This is a genomic window from Nonomuraea sp. CX421, from assembly GCF_059358955.1.
The window spans coordinates 42,972-56,918 of sequence record NZ_JCADBK010000001.1; the positions used below are offsets into that span (position 1 = coordinate 42,972).

Below are 13,947 nucleotides of genomic sequence, written 5' to 3' on the forward strand. Positions count from 1 at the left end.
CTGAAGCATGTGCTGAAGGGCGACGGCCGGCTCGGCCATGACCTGGACCCCCAAGACCGCGCACCCCAAGACGCCTGCGGGGTCTTCGGCGTATGGGCTCCAGGCGAGGAAGTTTCCAAACTCACCTACTACGGGCTGTACGCGTTGCAGCACCGCGGCCAGGAGTCCGCGGGCATCGCGGTCAGCGAGGGCAGCCGCATCCTCGTCTACAAGGACATGGGCCTCGTCGCCCAGGTCTTCGACGAGTCGGTGCTGGGCACGCTCCGCGGTCACCTGGCGATCGGTCACTGCCGCTACTCCACCACGGGCTCCAGCGTGTGGGAGAACGCGCAGCCCACGCTGAGCTCCACCGATGTGGGCGGCCTCGCGCTCGCCCACAACGGCAACCTGATCAACACCCCCGAGCTGGCCCAGCGGCTGGCTCCGGGGGCGACCCGGGCGACCACCGACACCGAGGTGCTCACCACCCTGCTGGCCCAGGACCGCAGCCGGTCCATCGAGGACTCCGCGGCCGAGCTGCTGCCGCAGGTCAAGGGCGCCTACTCCCTGGTGTTCATGGACGAGAAGACGCTCTACGCCGCCCGCGATCCGCAGGGCATCCGCCCGCTGGTCCTCGGCCGGCTGGAGCGCGGCTGGGTGGTCGCCTCCGAGACGGCCGCCCTCGACATCGTGGGCGCCACGTTCACCCGCGAGATCGAGCCGGGCGAGCTGCTCACCATCGACGAGCGCGGCGTCCGGTCGCGCCGGTTCGCCCTGGCCGAGCCCAAGGGCTGCCTGTTCGAGTACGTCTACCTCGCCCGTCCCGACACCACGATCGCCGGGCGCGGCGTCCAGGTCACCCGGGTCGAGGTCGGCCGGGTGCTGGCCCGCGAGCACCCCGTCGAGGCCGACCTGGTCATCCCCACCCCCGAGTCCGGCACCCCCGCCGCCGTTGGCTACGCCGAGGAGAGCGGCATCCCCTACGGCCAGGGCCTGGTGAAGAACTCCTACGTCGGCCGCACGTTCATCGAGCCGTCGCAGACCATCCGCCAGCTCGGCATCCGGCTCAAGCTCAACCCGCTGCGCGAGGTCGTCGAGGGCAAGCGGCTGGTCGTGGTCGACGACTCGATCGTGCGCGGCAACACCCAGCGCGCGATCGTCAGGATGCTGCGCGAGGCCGGGGCGCGCGAGGTGCACGTACGCATCTCCTCGCCGCCCGTCGCGTGGCCGTGCTTCTACGGCATCGACTTCGCGACCAGGGCCGAGCTCATCGCGGGCTCGCTGACCGTCGACGAGATCCGGGCCTCCCTCGGCGCCGACTCCCTCGGCTACATCTCCCTCGAGGGCCTGACCAAGGCGACCACGATCCCCGCCGGACGCCTCTGCCGGGCGTGCTTCGACGGTTCGTATCCGATCCCGATCGACCAGGACAACGTCGGCAAGTTCGTGTTGGAGAGCAAGGCGTGACGAGCTACGAGGCAGCCGGGGTCGACATCGAGGCCGGCGAGCGGGCCGTCACACTGATGCGCGACAAGGTGGCGCGCTCCCGCCGCCCCGAGGTGGTCGACGACGCCAGCGGGTTCGCCGGCCTGTTCGACGCCTCGGCGCTGCTGCGCTACCAGCGGCCGTTGCTGGCGACCTCCACCGACGGCGTGGGCACCAAGGTCATGCTCGCCCAGCAGTACGGCCGGCACGACACGATCGGCATCGACCTCGTCGGCATGGTCCTCGACGACCTGGTGGTCTGCGGAGCCGAGCCGCTGTTCATGACCGACTACATCGCCTGCGGCAAGGTGGTGCCCGAGCGCATCGCCGAGATCGTCGGCGGCGTCGCCGAGGGCTGCCGCCTGGCCGGCGCGGCTCTGGTGGGCGGCGAGACGGCCGAGCACCCGGGCGCCATGGGGCCCGACGAGTACGACCTGGCCGGCGCCGGCACGGGCGTCGTGGAGGCCTCGGCCATGCTCGGGCCGTCCCGGGTGCGCGAGGGCGACGTGGTGCTGGCCCTGGCCTCGTCGGGGGTGCACTCCAACGGCTACTCCCTGGTGCGCCACGTGCTGCGCGAGGCGTCGCTGTCGCTCGACGCCGACCTGCCGGAGCTCGACCGCCCGCTGGGCGAGGAGCTGCTGGAGCCCACGCGCATCTACTCCCTCGACTGCCTGGCCCTGGCCCGCGAGGTCGACGTGCACGCCTACGCGCACATCACCGGCGGCGGCATCGAGGGCAACCTGTCACGCTCGCTGCCCGATCACCTCGACGCGGTGCTGGACCGGGCGTCGTGGACCCCTCCGGCGATCTTCTCGGTGCTGGCCGGGCACGGCCGCATCGCCCAGGCCGACATGGACCGCACGTTCAACCTCGGCGTGGGGATGGCCGCCATCGTCGCCGCCGAGGCGGTGGACGAGGCCCTCAGGGTGCTCCAGGAGCGCTACGTGGACGCGTGGGTGCTCGGTGAGATCACTCTGGGCACCGGGCAGGCCAGATACCGCCGGGCCCGCTGAAGCCACCTCGACGGCCCGCCGCGCGGGCGGCGCGGGTCGGGTCGTCGGTCAGCAGCAGTCGGCGGTCAGCCTGGAGGCCCGAAGCCGCGTGGGCGACTTCGGGCCTCCAGGATGCGCCGTGAGAAACAACTGGCCGAACCGGCGACACGCGCACGCGCACCCGGCGTGATCTCACGCCGGGTGCGCGGATGCGTCAACTAGAAGACCGGTTGCCGGAAGGACGATCGTCGTTTCCGGTGCCGTAGTCGTCGGCGTAATCGGCATAGCGATCCGCCAGCTCGTCGTTGAGGTCGTCGGTGTCGTCATTGCGGTCGGGGTCTCCGACCCCGAGTTCATCGCGAAGACGGTCAAGGTCCGTGCCACCGCTGTTGTACTTCAGCTGGCGAGCAACCTTGACCTGCTTGGCCTTTGCTCGGCCGCGCCCCATTGGCTCGACCCCCTCGTGTGGGGTCGTCCCCGACCCCTCGTCGCTAACGCACCACACACTGACGCCGCCTGACTATGGGCGTCAGCCTATCGTTCGCCTATTACCGTACCTGTTTTGTGCCCAGCTCGGTACGCCGTATGGGCGCGGGGCGTCAGCGGCCCAGCCAAATGCCCCTAACGCGCCCGACTTCCGACATTCTGCGCTCAGCCAGCCTATCCGCTGCGACCGCCGGGGGGACGTCCTCCTCGGCCGCGATAGCGAAGATCTTCAGCGTGGTGTCGTAGATCCGCTCCGCCTTGGCCCTGGCCCGTTCCATGCTGAAGCCCTCGATCTCGTCGGCGACCTGGATCACGCCGCCGGAGTTGACCACGTAGTCGGGCGCGTAGAGGATGCCGCGCTCGGCCAGCTGCTTCTCGACGCCGGGGTGGGCCAGCTGGTTGTTGGCCGCGCCGCAGACGATCTTCGCGCGCAGCCGGCCGACCGTGTCGTCGTCGAGCGCTCCGCCCAGCGCGCAGGGCGCGAAGATGTCGAGGTCGGCCGAGGTGAGCGCCTCGGCGTCGGCCACCACGTCCACCTCGGGACGCAGCCGGCGCACCCGCTCGACGGCCTGCTCGCTGACGTCGCAGATCACCACGTCGGCGCCGTCCTCGCGGAGCAGCTCGACCAGCCGGTGGCCGACCTTGCCGACGCCCTCGACGCCGACCCGGCGGCCGAGCAGCGACGGCGTGCCGTAGACCTGCTCGGCCGAGGCCCGCATGCCCTGGAAGACGCCGTAGGCGGTCAGGATGGAGGAGTCGCCGGCGCCGCCATGGGCCGTCGTGCGGCCGGTGACGAAGCGTGACTCGCGGGCGACGATGTCCATGTCCTCGCTGAAGGTGCCGACGTCGCAGGCGGTGATGTAGCGCCCGCCGAGCGACTCGACGAACCTGCCGTAGGCGCGCAGCAGCGCCTCGCTCTTGTCTCGGGCCGGGTCGCCGATGATGACGGCCTTGCCGCCGCCGAGGTCGAGCCCGGCCAGCGCGTTCTTGTAGGCCATCCCTCTGGCGAGGTTGAGCACGTCGGTGAGTGCCGCCTGCTCGCTCGCGTACGGGTAGAACCTGGTGCCGCCGAGGGCGGGGCCGAGCGCGGTGTTGTGGATGGCGATGATGGCTCGCAGGCCGCTGTGCGCGTCGGCGCAGAAGACGACCTGCTCGTGCGTGTCCTTGTGGGACGGACTGAAGACGTCGGTCACTGTAGTGACTCCTGGTCCGGTCCGCCGCCTCTTCGCGGCGGAGATCGCCTCCCAGCGTAATGGCCACCACGGTGCGGACCGGTGGTCTTCATGACACGATGCCTCCGTGCTGCCCTATGCCGCGTACCTCCGTGTCTACGAGCCGTTGAGCGCCTTTGCCGAGACTGAGCGGAAGGTGTGGGCCGACTACGCCGAGTCGCGTGACCGCCCCCGCCGCGCCAACGCGCTCAACGCCGAGCACGGCGAGGCCGTGCTGCGCCTGCTCGGCACGCCCCCGCAGCCGGTGCCCGCGCAGGAGAGCCCCAACGCCTACCTGCGGCGCGTGGAGGACCGCCTCTACGTCTGCCCTTGGCAGACCCGGTTGCGTTCGTGGCTGGCGTTCTCACGGCTGCGCGGCAGCACTTCCGTGAAGCTGATGGAACGTCTCGTCCCCAAGGCCATCGCCGACCAGACCGCCGACGACTTCGACCGCTACAAGCGCACGGGCGGCTCGTCGGCGCTCCGCACCCACATCCGCACCACGGCGTGGCACGTGCCGCCCTCGTGGTTCGTGCCGTTTGATGGAAACGAGCGCTGGCTGGTGCTCGGCTCCTCGACACCGGGACAGGACGTGACGACGGCGACGGGACGCAACCTCATCTACGTCACCTCCATGGCCCAGGCCCGCAGGCGGTCGGCGCGGGCGCTGCAGGTGCTGCGCAGGCACCTCGGCGACGACGTGTCGGCCAACTTCGACGTGGAGGACGTCGCCCGCTGGCTGGAGGAGTTCCACCCGCACTCGCTGGTCGAGCTCGACTACGGCGGCCTCGTGCACCTCATGGACGACGACGCGCTCCAGGCCGACCAGTCGGTGGCCGAGCTCTCGGCGGCCCTCACAGGTCTGGACACGGGTCAAGAAGAACTTGCCTTCGCCATGTATCAGAGGGTCATCCTGCGTTGGAAGTCAATGCAACTTCTGGAATCTGCCAACTGAGCCCCATAACAACCCTCTGACCTGCATGAGTCGGTCATGACTCCCGACCACTCACTTCTGCGAACTGAGTAGTTTGCCGTTTTCACTGCGATACCACGAACCGTGTCGCTAGAATCACCGAGCGTGACATCGCCACGGGGGCGGGCAGTTGGGTCAAAGAAGGGCTCGCCAATCGCTCAGCGTGGCTGTATGGTCACTTCGGGTGATGCCGCATATGAGCCAGAAAAGCCGCACGCTCTGGCACATAGGGGGACATCCGTGACCCGCGCACAAGCAGTCACAGGATCGCTAAGCCGGTCCACACGGAGGAGAGGCCGCACAAATGTCAGCTCGTACACCCGAGGCCGAGCCACTGCTCACGCCCGCCGAGGTCGCGACCATGTTCAGGGTCGACCCCAAGACCGTTACGCGGTGGGCCAAGGCGGGCAAGTTGACGTCGATTCGTACCCTCGGAGGTCACCGGCGTTACCGCGAGACCGAGGTTCGGGCACTGCTGGCGGGGATTCCGCAGCAGCGCTCGGAGTAATGCCGAGGTCGTCACGAACCTCAGGGGGGTTGAACGGTGGGCCTGGCTGGACGGCCTGGTCCACCTCTGTGACGACGAAGCGTCGCAAACGGGAGTTGGCGCCGCCCGCCCGGCGCCATTTCTCCTGGCCGCTACGTTCTCCTGGCCGCTACGTCAACTGCTCCCGCGTCAGGAGGATCAGCAGCCGGTTGACGTCGGGGTCGTAGCCGGCGGCCACGCTGAGCAGTGACACCATGTGGTCGACGAGCATCTTCTCGAGCGTCGGGCGTTCGATGTCGCGATGTTCGAGCCAGTCGAGACCCGCGGTCTCGACCGAGGCGATCCACGATCGCAGCGTGGTGCGGAGCACCGGGCTCGGCTGCTCGACCCGCATCTGCCTCTGGATGAGCCGGAAGAGGCGCTGCCGGACTCCGTCGACGATCTCGCCGACCTCCCCCGCGCGGTTGGCGGGCCCGCCGCGCAGCAGCGCGGCGAAGCCGGCCGCGTGCTCCTCGACGAAGTCGAAGTAGCGGGTGAGCCCCGCGGACAGCTCGTCGAGCGGGCGGCCGCCCCCCTGCGGGCGCAGCCGCGACTCCAACTGCTCGGCCGCGCTCCTCAGCGCCGCCACGTAGAGCTCCTGCTTGCCGCCGAAGTAGTGGTAGACCAGCGCCCGTGAGGCGCCCGCGGCCGAGGCTACGTCGTCGATCGAGACGTCCTCCGCGTCGCGCTTGCTGAAGAGCTCCAGCGCCGCGGCCATGAGCTCCTCGCGGCGGCGGTCGACGCTCAGCCTGCGCCGCGCGGGTCGTGCGGTCTCGGCCGACTTACCGGGTGTCACCCTTGCACACTATCCGACGCCTTCCCCAATAGCGGACGTGTGGCGAACCGGTCAATATCAGCCTTCCCTTACCTCAGGCCGTACCCTGCGGCTGACTCGATCGTTTGGTGAGACAGGTGCCCAACTTCGCATCGCGGGGGAGACACATGTCAGGACCACCGGTCAAGTCTTCAACTATCGCCGAGCTACGAGAGGTAGACGCGCTGCCTCGTCCAAGACCCACCATCCGCAACGTCGCCGAGCGTGCCGGCGTCTCGAAATCGCTGGTCTCGCTCGTGTTACGCGGCTCCCCGCATGTGAGCGAGCATCGGCGGCAGGCCGTGCTCCAGGCGGCCCGCGAGCTCGGCTACCGGCCCAACGCGGTCGCGCGCAGTCTCGTCGAGGGCCGCACCCACCTCGTCGGCGCGCTCGTCGCCGACCTGCACAACCCGTTCTACGCCGAGTTCCTCGACGGCCTGCAGGAGAGTCTGCACGGCGACGGGCTGCGCATGCTGATCGGCAACAGCCAGTGGGACCCCGCGTTCGAGGACGAGGCCGTGGAGGCCTTCCTGGAGCTCAGGGTCGACGGGCTGGTGCTGTTAGGCATCGCCCCGACCAGCGAGACGCTGATCGAGGCGACCTCCTACACGCCGACGGTCGTCGTAGGGGAACGTGACATCGAGCTCGAAGGCGTCGACATCGTCGTCGACGACGACCAACTGGGCGCCCGCCTGGCCATCGACCACCTGGTCGAGCTGGGCCACAAGCGCATCGCGCACATCGAGGGCCCGCGCCCCTCACGTTGTGAGGGCTACCTCGTGGCGATGCGCCGGCACGCCCTCGCCCCGTACATCATGGTCGAGGCCGCGGCCTCGTCCGAGGAGGGCGGCAGGGAGGCGGCGCACGCCCTGCTGACCCGGGACCCACGCCCCTCGGCGATCTTCGCCGCCAACGACATGCTGGCGCTCGGCGTGCTGTCGGCCGCCGGTGACCTTGGCCTGCGGGTGCCCGACGACCTGTCGGTGGTCGGCTACGACAACACCCACCTGTCGGCGTCGCACCACATCTCGCTCACGTCCGTCGACCAGCCGCGCCGCACCATGGGCCGGTCGGCGGCGGCCCTGCTCAGCGACCGGATCGGAGATCCCGCCAAGGTCGCGCGGCTACGTCAGGTGACACCCGAGCTGATCGTACGGCGCAGCACGGGACCCGTCTAAGAACAGCCAAAGGCTCGGTCAACCCGCCTGGCGTCCTCCACGTACGGCGGTTTACTCGCCAGGGTCATGCAAAGTGTGGCCGAATATGGTTCGGTCACGATCTGATCCGGGGGAACGGTCATGCGTGATCCAGAACTGGTGTCCTGCGCCCAACGAGCGGCGGCCGAGCTCGAGCGGGCCTGGGGTTACTGGCGGGCGGGCAGGGGACTCGGCGCCGACGCCGAGTCCGTGGCCAGCTACGTCGCCCACTCCCTCGACCACCCGTGGGGCCGCCCCCGCGTCGTGCTCGGCCTCGACGCCGAGGACGCGCGGGAGCTGGCCGCGCTGCTCCAGCGGCAGGAGGTCGGCGAACACGTCTGGTGAGAACCGGCCCTGGCGTAAGTTGGGACGTATGCGTCCACTTCCAGCCAGCGTCCTCGCCGCCTGCGGCCTGATCGCCTCCGCGTGCGGCGCCGCCGCCACCGGCGGCTCCGCGGCAGGTCAGGCCGACGCGCCGGCCCCGGTCACCGCAGCGCCCGCGCCGGCGGCGGCCGCCGTGGCCAACCCGCTCGACGGCAAGGTGATCGTCCTCGATCCCGGTCACAACGGGGGCAACTACCGCGATCCCGCGGCCGTCAACCGCAAGGTCAACGTGTTGACCCAGTGGAAGGCCTGCGACACCACCGGCACCCAGACCACCGGCGGCTACACCGAGGCCGCCTTCACCTGGGACGTCGCCAACCGGACGGCCAAGATCCTCAAGAACCGGGGCGCCAAGGTCAAGCTGACCAGGTCCGGCAACAACAGCGTGGGGCCGTGCATCACCGAGCGGGCCGCGATCGGCAACAAGGCCAAGGCCAACGCCGTCATCTCCATCCACGCCGACGGGAGCGCCCCGGGCAACCGCGGGTTCCACGTGATCATGCCCAAGAAGATCAACGGGCCGGTCGACCCGGTCGTGGCCGACTCCCGCAGGCTGGGCATCGACATCCGTGACGCCTACCGCAAGGGCACCGGTCTGCCCTACTCGACCTACATCGGCAGCAAGGCGCTCGACTTCCGCAACGACCTCGGCGGGCTCAACCTGTCGGCGGTGCCGAAGGTCTTCATCGAGACCGGCAACATGAAGAACCCCGCCGAGGCGGCGAAGTTCGGCGATGCGAAGTTCCGGGAGCGGATCGCTCTGGCGTTGGCGAACGGCCTGCAGCGATACTTCACCTCGTGATCCCCGAGCCACGCCTGCTCCGGTCCCTGTCCGCCTCCTACGAGCACGCCCGAGGCGCCACCGTGTCGGGGCCGGTCGAGCTGGCCGACGCCGTACGTGTGGCGCTTCCCGGGCTCGACCTGCTGCCCGGCGACTCCGGGGCGGTCGACCTGCGGCACGACCCGGCGCTCGGGGCCGAGGCGTACAAGCTGGTCGTGGGGTCGCGCGGGGTGGATATAACCGCCGGTGGGCGGGCCGGGGCGTTCTACGCCGGGCAGTCGCTGCACCAGCTGCTGCCCGACGCGTCCTACCGGTTCTCGGCGGACGGCTCCTGGACTGTGCCCGGGGTGCGCATCGAGGACTCCCCCCGGTTCGCCTGGCGGGGGCTGCACCTCGACGTGGCCCGGCACTTCTTCGCCAAACGGGAGGTTCTGCGGCTGATCGACCTGATGGCCGTGCACAAGCTCAACCGGCTGCACCTGCATCTGGCCGACGACCAGGGGTGGCGGGTGGAGAGCAGGGCCTATCCGCTGCTGACCGAGGTCTCCTCGCACCGGCCGCGCACCGTGACCAGCCTGCGCGGCGACCCGCGGACCTACGACGACCTGCCGCACGGCGGCTTCTACTCGCTCGACGACCTGACCGAGCTGGCCGCGTACGCGCGGGCTCGCGGGGTCGTGATCGTGCCCGAGATCGACGTGCCGGGTCACGCCTCGGCCATCCTGGCCGCCTACCCCGCGCTGGGAGCCACCGGCGAGCGCCACGAGGTGCTCGACCACTGGGGCATCTCCCCCGCGATCCTCTCGCCGCTGCCGCCCACGGTCGAGTTCCTGGCCACGATCTTCGACGAGCTGGTCGGCGCCCTCGGCGAGACCCCCTACGTGCACATCGGCGGCGACGAGGTGGTGCTCGACCAGTGGGCGGCCTCGTCCGAGATCACCGCCTACCGCGACTCGCTGGGGCTGGGCTCCATGCCCGCGCTGCAGTCGTGGTTCCTGCGGCGGCTCGCCGACCTGCTGGCCGAGCGGGGCTCGCGCGCGGTCGTCTGGGACGAGGCGTTCGTCAGCGGCGGGCTGCGCCAGGACACCCTGGTCATGCCGTGGCGCGGCATGGAGGTCGGCCGGCGTGCCGCCTCGGCCGGCCACGACGTGGTGGCGACGCCGGTGTTCCCGCTCTACTTCGACTACGCGGAGTCGACCTCCGAGGACGAGCCCAGGGCCCTCGGCGACGTGATCACGGTGGCCGACGTGGCCGCCTTCGCCCCCGCTCCGGACCACTGGACGGACGACGAGCGCTCGCACGTCGTCGGGGTCCAGGCGCAGTTGTGGAGCGAGTACATCCCCGACGCCGGCACGCTCGACTATCGCGCCTGGCCCCGGGCGTGCGCGCTGGCCGAGGTGGCCTGGCGCGGCTCGGCGGGCGAGGGCTTCACGGAACGGCTGAAGGCGCACCTGGGCCGGCTCGACGCCCTCGGCGTGCGGTATCGCCCTCTCGACGGGCCCCGGCCGTGGCAGCGGCGCAGGCCACACCGGCCCAGCTCGTACACGATGACCGAGCTCATGGAGCGCCTCGACCAGATGACCCACGACGCGGAGTCGACCCGCCCCAGCGTTTAGCCGGACGTGCCATTTACGTCGGCGGATGATCCCGTTTCCGCAGCGCATAAACATCACATAAACATATTCGCTTATCGCATGCTTAACCGGGTTCCGCTAGAAAGCCGGCATGGCGAAATTCAGGTTATTGTTTGCCGCTGTTCCCCTGGTGTGCGCGGCGGCCTGCGGCGCGCAGCCGTCGTCCACCGGGGTTGCGTCGGCCGGTGGCGGCACGGCGTCCGCGAGCCCCGCGAAAGCGCAGGGGGACGCGGTGAAGTACGCCCAGTGCATGCGGGAGCACGGCGTCGAAATGGACGATCCCGGCACCGACGGAAAGATCAAAATAAAGATGCCCTCGGGCGGCGAGGGGGCGCTGAAAGAGGCTCAGGAGACATGCAAGCAGTACGCCCCGGTCATGACCGGAAAAGGCGCCGCTGAAGTCCCCGCCGCGGATCAGGCGAAATTCATCGCCTACGCGAAATGCATGCGGGAACACGGCGTCAATATGCCGGACCCGAAATTCGACGGCGGCAACGCCCGGATGGGCGTGCCCGCGGAGGCGGGAGTCTCCCCCGAGTCGCCGGTGATGAAGAACGCCGACAAGGCCTGCCAGCCGCTGCTTCCCAAACCCGGTGACCAGTGAAGCGTCGCCTAGCCCTCCTGGGTGCGGTCGTGGCGGGGTGCGCGGTCGTGGCGCTGGCCGCCACCCGCGACGACGCCGCGCCCGTGTCCGCCTCGACCGCCGCGCCCGCCGGGACAGCCGACATCACCCGATCCGACCTCGTGGACCACAAAACCGTCCCGGGGACCCTCCGCTACGCCGAGCGCCGCGCCCTGCCCAACCAGGCGCGTGGCGTGATCACAGGGACCAGGCCGGAGGGCGCGGTGATCCGCCGGGGCGGCTGGATCTACGAGGTCGCCGGCAAGCCCGTACTGCTCATGTACGGCGAGACGCCCATTTATCGGCAGATGGCGCAAGGAACCACAGGCAAGGACGTCAAGCAGCTCGAAACCAACCTCAAGGCCCTCGGTCACGATCCGGGGAAGATCGACAACACCTTCACCGGGGAGACGGCGAAGGCGGTCAAGGCCTGGCAGGGCAAGAACGGCCTGGGCAAGACCGGCCGCGTGGACGGGTCCCAGGTGATCGTAACAACGGGTCCCATCCGCATCGCCGAGGTGACCGGCGCGAAAGGCGAGCCGGCCGGCCGGTCGGCCGTCACGGCGACCGGCACGAAGCTGATCGTCCACATCGATCTGGCGGCCACCAGCCAGCACCTGGCCAGACTGGAGGCGAAGGTCGACCTGGAGAGCCCGACAGGCGACAAGGCCACCGGGCGTGTCACGTCGATCGGCAGCGTCGCCCGGCAGCCGGAGCGGCCGGGCGGTGAGCCGACCATCGACGTCGACGTGAGCCTGGACGACGAGCTCAAGGGGTTCGACCAGGCGCCGGTGTCCGTGTCCATGCGGAGCGAGGTGCGTCCCGGCGTCCTGTCCGTCCCGGTCGAGGCGCTCCTCGCGCTGCGCGAGGGAGGGTACGGCGTCCGCGTCGTCGAGAGCGCGGGCAGGCGCATCGCCAAGGTGCGGACCGGCATGTTCACCTCCGGACGAGTGGAGATCACCGGCGACCGGCTGCAGCCCGGGATGAAGGTCGAGGTGCCCGGTGATTGAGCTGATCGGCGCCGAGAAGACCTACCCTGGCGGGGTTCGCGCGCTGTGCGGCGTGGATCTGAAGGTGGAGGCGGGAGAGCTGGTGGCAATCGTCGGCCCCTCCGGCTCCGGCAAGTCCACGATGCTGCACCTCATCGGCACCCTGGACCGGCCGTCGGCCGGGACCGTGCGCATCGCGGGCCACGAGGTCGCCGAACTCGACGACGACGGCCTGTCGGAGCTGCGCGCCCGGCACATCGGCTTCGTCTTCCAGTCCTTTCACCTGTCCGACGGCCTGAGCGCGCTGGACAACGTGGCCGACGGCCTGCTGTACGCGGGAGTACGGCGGAGCGAGCGCACCGAGCGGGCGGCTGAGGCGCTGCGGCGGGTGGGGCTCGGTCACCGGCTGGATCACCGGCCGAACCAGTTGTCCGGTGGCGAGAAGCAGCGGGTCGCCGTGGCCAGAGCGGTCGTGGGCGAGCCCGTGCTGCTGCTCGCCGACGAGCCCACCGGAAATCTGGACAGCGTCTCGGGAGCCGAGGTGCTGTCGATCCTTCGCGAGCTGAACGGGTCGGGCACCACCGTCGCGATCATCACCCACGACACCGAGGTGGCCGCCGCGGCTCCCAGACAGATCCGGCTACGGGACGGGCGGATCGAATGAGACTCGCGGCATCGGACGTCATCCGGGTCGGCGCGGAAGGACTGCGCTCCCGCCCCGCCCGGGCGCTGCTGTCGGCGCTGGGCATCGCGATCGGCATCGCCACCATGGTGGCCGTCGTGGGCATCTCCTCCAGCAGCAAGGCGGACCTGCTCGACCAGTTGGACCAGCTCGGCACCAACCTGCTGCGGGTCACGCCCGGCGACACCATGTTCGGCGACGGCGCCCACCTGCCGAAGACCTCGACCAGGATGATCAAGGGCATCGGGCCGGTGGAGTCCGTGGCCTCCACCGGGTTGATCAGCGTGTCGGCCTACCGCACCGACCGCGTCCCGGCCACCAACACGGGCGGGCTCCTGGTGCAGGCTGCGACGGCCGATCTGCTCCAGACGCTCAAGACCTCGGTGCGCCACGGCGTCTGGCTCAACGCGGCGAACGAGCGGCAGCGGGCCGTCGTCCTCGGGGCGCTGGCCGCCGAACGGCTCGGCGTCGGCGCCGGCGAGCAGGTGTGGATCGGCAGCCAGTGGTGGACCGTGATCGGCGTGCTCGACAGGTCGACCCTGGCCGGCGAGATCGACAGATCGGTGCTGGTCGGCTTCTCCGCGGCGGAGCGCTACCTGGCCTTCGACGGATATCCGACCACCATCTACACGCGGGCGGACAACGACCACGTCATCGCCGTCCGCGACGTGCTGGCCAGAACGGCGAACCCGGAGCATCCGGAGGAGGTCAAGGTCAGCCGGCCGTCCGACGCCCTGGCCGCGCGGGCGGCGGCCGCGGGCGCCTTCACCGGCCTCCTGCTGGGGGTGGGGGCGGTCGCCCTGCTGGTCGGCGGGGTCGGCGTGGCCAACACGATGGTCATCTCGGTTCTTGAGCGGCGGCGGGAGATCGGCCTGCGGCGCGCGCTGGGGGCCAGGCGCGGCCACGTGCGCACCCAGTTCCTGACCGAGTCGCTGCTGCTGTCCGGCCTGGGCGGAGCGGTAGGCGCGGTGTGCGGGGCCGTGGTCACGATCGGCTTCGCCGCCGTACGGAACATGCCGGCCGTGGTGCCCCCATGGGCCATCGGCGGCGGCCTGGCGGCGACGCTCCTGGTGGGGGTCGTAGCGGGGATCTATCCGGCCATGCGAGCAGCCAGGTTGCCACCGACGCTGGCGCTCGCGACCACCTGACGGACCCGCAGGGGCTTTGACCCACCTCTTACGGCCCATCGTGGA

General features: G+C 70.2%; 15 protein-coding genes. 12 read left to right on the forward strand and 3 right to left on the reverse strand.

The features are described from left to right. Positions 1-9: 9 nt before the first annotated feature. Positions 10-1,446, forward strand: coding sequence for an amidophosphoribosyltransferase (gene purF / locus AC5L3X_RS00205; RefSeq protein WP_494854219.1), 1,437 nt, complete (start codon positions 10-12; stop codon positions 1,444-1,446). Then, complete coding sequence (gene purM, locus AC5L3X_RS00210) at positions 1,443-2,477, forward strand: phosphoribosylformylglycinamidine cyclo-ligase (RefSeq protein ID WP_494854221.1); 1,035 nt, start codon at positions 1,443-1,445, stop codon at positions 2,475-2,477. Before purF ends, purM begins: the two co-directional genes overlap by 4 nt. 193 nt (positions 2,478-2,670) lie before the next feature. Here the strand turns inward: purM and AC5L3X_RS00215 are convergent, their stop codons facing one another. After that, the gene (locus AC5L3X_RS00215) at positions 2,671-2,904 is read right to left on the reverse strand and encodes a DUF3073 domain-containing protein (protein WP_189121882.1); all 234 of its coding nucleotides are present in this window, start codon (positions 2,902-2,904) and stop codon (positions 2,671-2,673) included. Positions 2,905-3,055: 151 nt separating this feature from the next. Then, positions 3,056-4,135, reverse strand: a complete 1,080-nt coding sequence (locus AC5L3X_RS00220) for a Glu/Leu/Phe/Val family dehydrogenase (protein ID WP_189121883.1) — start codon at positions 4,133-4,135, stop codon at positions 3,056-3,058. A gap of 106 nt (positions 4,136-4,241) precedes the next feature. Here AC5L3X_RS00220 and AC5L3X_RS00225 point away from each other — a divergent pair, with 106 nt between their 5' ends. Both AC5L3X_RS00225 and bldC read left to right on the forward strand, forming a co-directional pair. Beyond that, complete coding sequence (locus tag AC5L3X_RS00225; protein ID WP_189121884.1) at positions 4,242-5,108, forward strand: DUF8083 family protein; 867 nt, start codon at positions 4,242-4,244, stop codon at positions 5,106-5,108. A 322-nt stretch (positions 5,109-5,430) separates the two neighbouring features. Beyond that, positions 5,431-5,634, forward strand: a complete 204-nt coding sequence (bldC, locus tag AC5L3X_RS00230) for a developmental transcriptional regulator BldC (protein WP_013133571.1) — start codon at positions 5,431-5,433, stop codon at positions 5,632-5,634. Between the two features lie 148 nt (positions 5,635-5,782). Here the strand turns inward: bldC and AC5L3X_RS00235 are convergent, their stop codons facing one another. Then, on the reverse strand, positions 5,783-6,448 hold the full coding sequence (locus AC5L3X_RS00235; RefSeq protein WP_494854227.1) for a TetR/AcrR family transcriptional regulator: 666 nt from the start codon (positions 6,446-6,448) through the stop codon (positions 5,783-5,785). 146 nt (positions 6,449-6,594) lie between these two features. Between AC5L3X_RS00235 and AC5L3X_RS00240 the strand changes: the two genes are divergently transcribed. The 8 genes from AC5L3X_RS00240 (at position 6,595) to AC5L3X_RS00275 (ending at position 13,902) form a co-directional block, all read left to right on the forward strand. Beyond that, positions 6,595-7,644 (forward strand): LacI family DNA-binding transcriptional regulator, encoded by a 1,050-nt coding sequence (locus tag AC5L3X_RS00240; protein ID WP_494854228.1) that lies wholly within the window; start codon positions 6,595-6,597, stop codon positions 7,642-7,644. 120 nt (positions 7,645-7,764) lie between these two features. After that, positions 7,765-8,007 (forward strand): hypothetical protein, encoded by a 243-nt coding sequence (locus AC5L3X_RS00245; RefSeq protein WP_189121885.1) that lies wholly within the window; start codon positions 7,765-7,767, stop codon positions 8,005-8,007. 28 nt (positions 8,008-8,035) lie between these two features. Beyond that, on the forward strand, positions 8,036-8,848 hold the full coding sequence (locus AC5L3X_RS00250; protein ID WP_494854229.1) for an N-acetylmuramoyl-L-alanine amidase: 813 nt from the start codon (positions 8,036-8,038) through the stop codon (positions 8,846-8,848). Beyond that, a complete protein-coding gene (locus AC5L3X_RS00255) occupies positions 8,845-10,443 on the forward strand; it encodes a beta-N-acetylhexosaminidase (RefSeq protein WP_494854230.1) in 1,599 nt (532 codons plus the stop codon). The genes AC5L3X_RS00250 and AC5L3X_RS00255 overlap by 4 nt, the downstream gene beginning before the upstream one ends. A gap of 109 nt (positions 10,444-10,552) precedes the next feature. Further along, the gene (locus AC5L3X_RS00260) at positions 10,553-11,065 is read left to right on the forward strand and encodes a hypothetical protein (RefSeq protein WP_494854231.1); all 513 of its coding nucleotides are present in this window, start codon (positions 10,553-10,555) and stop codon (positions 11,063-11,065) included. Beyond that, positions 11,062-12,093, forward strand: a complete 1,032-nt coding sequence (locus AC5L3X_RS00265) for a peptidoglycan-binding protein (RefSeq protein ID WP_494854233.1) — start codon at positions 11,062-11,064, stop codon at positions 12,091-12,093. The genes AC5L3X_RS00260 and AC5L3X_RS00265 overlap by 4 nt, the downstream gene beginning before the upstream one ends. After that, a complete protein-coding gene (locus tag AC5L3X_RS00270; RefSeq protein ID WP_494854234.1) occupies positions 12,086-12,736 on the forward strand; it encodes an ABC transporter ATP-binding protein in 651 nt (216 codons plus the stop codon). The genes AC5L3X_RS00265 and AC5L3X_RS00270 overlap by 8 nt, the downstream gene beginning before the upstream one ends. Next, positions 12,733-13,902 carry an ABC transporter permease gene (locus AC5L3X_RS00275; RefSeq protein ID WP_494854236.1) on the forward strand — a complete coding sequence of 390 codons (1,170 nt, stop codon included), beginning with the start codon at positions 12,733-12,735 and terminating at the stop codon, positions 13,900-13,902. The genes AC5L3X_RS00270 and AC5L3X_RS00275 overlap by 4 nt, the downstream gene beginning before the upstream one ends. Positions 13,903-13,947: the final 45 nt, after the last annotated feature.

Excerpts from the sequence above, each read along its gene's own strand:
- AC5L3X_RS00240 (WP_494854228.1), top strand. The coding sequence starts at position 6,595 with ATGTCAGGACCACCGGTCAAGTCTTCAACTATCGCCGAGCTACGAGAG.
- AC5L3X_RS00250 (WP_494854229.1), top strand. The coding sequence starts at position 8,036 with ATGCGTCCACTTCCAGCCAGCGTCCTCGCCGCCTGCGGCCTGATCGCC.
- bldC (WP_013133571.1), top strand. The coding sequence starts at position 5,431 with ATGTCAGCTCGTACACCCGAGGCCGAGCCACTGCTCACGCCCGCCGAG.
- AC5L3X_RS00215 (WP_189121882.1), bottom strand. The coding sequence starts at position 2,904 with ATGGGGCGCGGCCGAGCAAAGGCCAAGCAGGTCAAGGTTGCTCGCCAG.
- AC5L3X_RS00260 (WP_494854231.1), top strand. The coding sequence starts at position 10,553 with ATGGCGAAATTCAGGTTATTGTTTGCCGCTGTTCCCCTGGTGTGCGCG.
- AC5L3X_RS00245 (WP_189121885.1), top strand. The coding sequence starts at position 7,765 with ATGCGTGATCCAGAACTGGTGTCCTGCGCCCAACGAGCGGCGGCCGAG.
- AC5L3X_RS00275 (WP_494854236.1), top strand. The coding sequence starts at position 12,733 with ATGAGACTCGCGGCATCGGACGTCATCCGGGTCGGCGCGGAAGGACTG.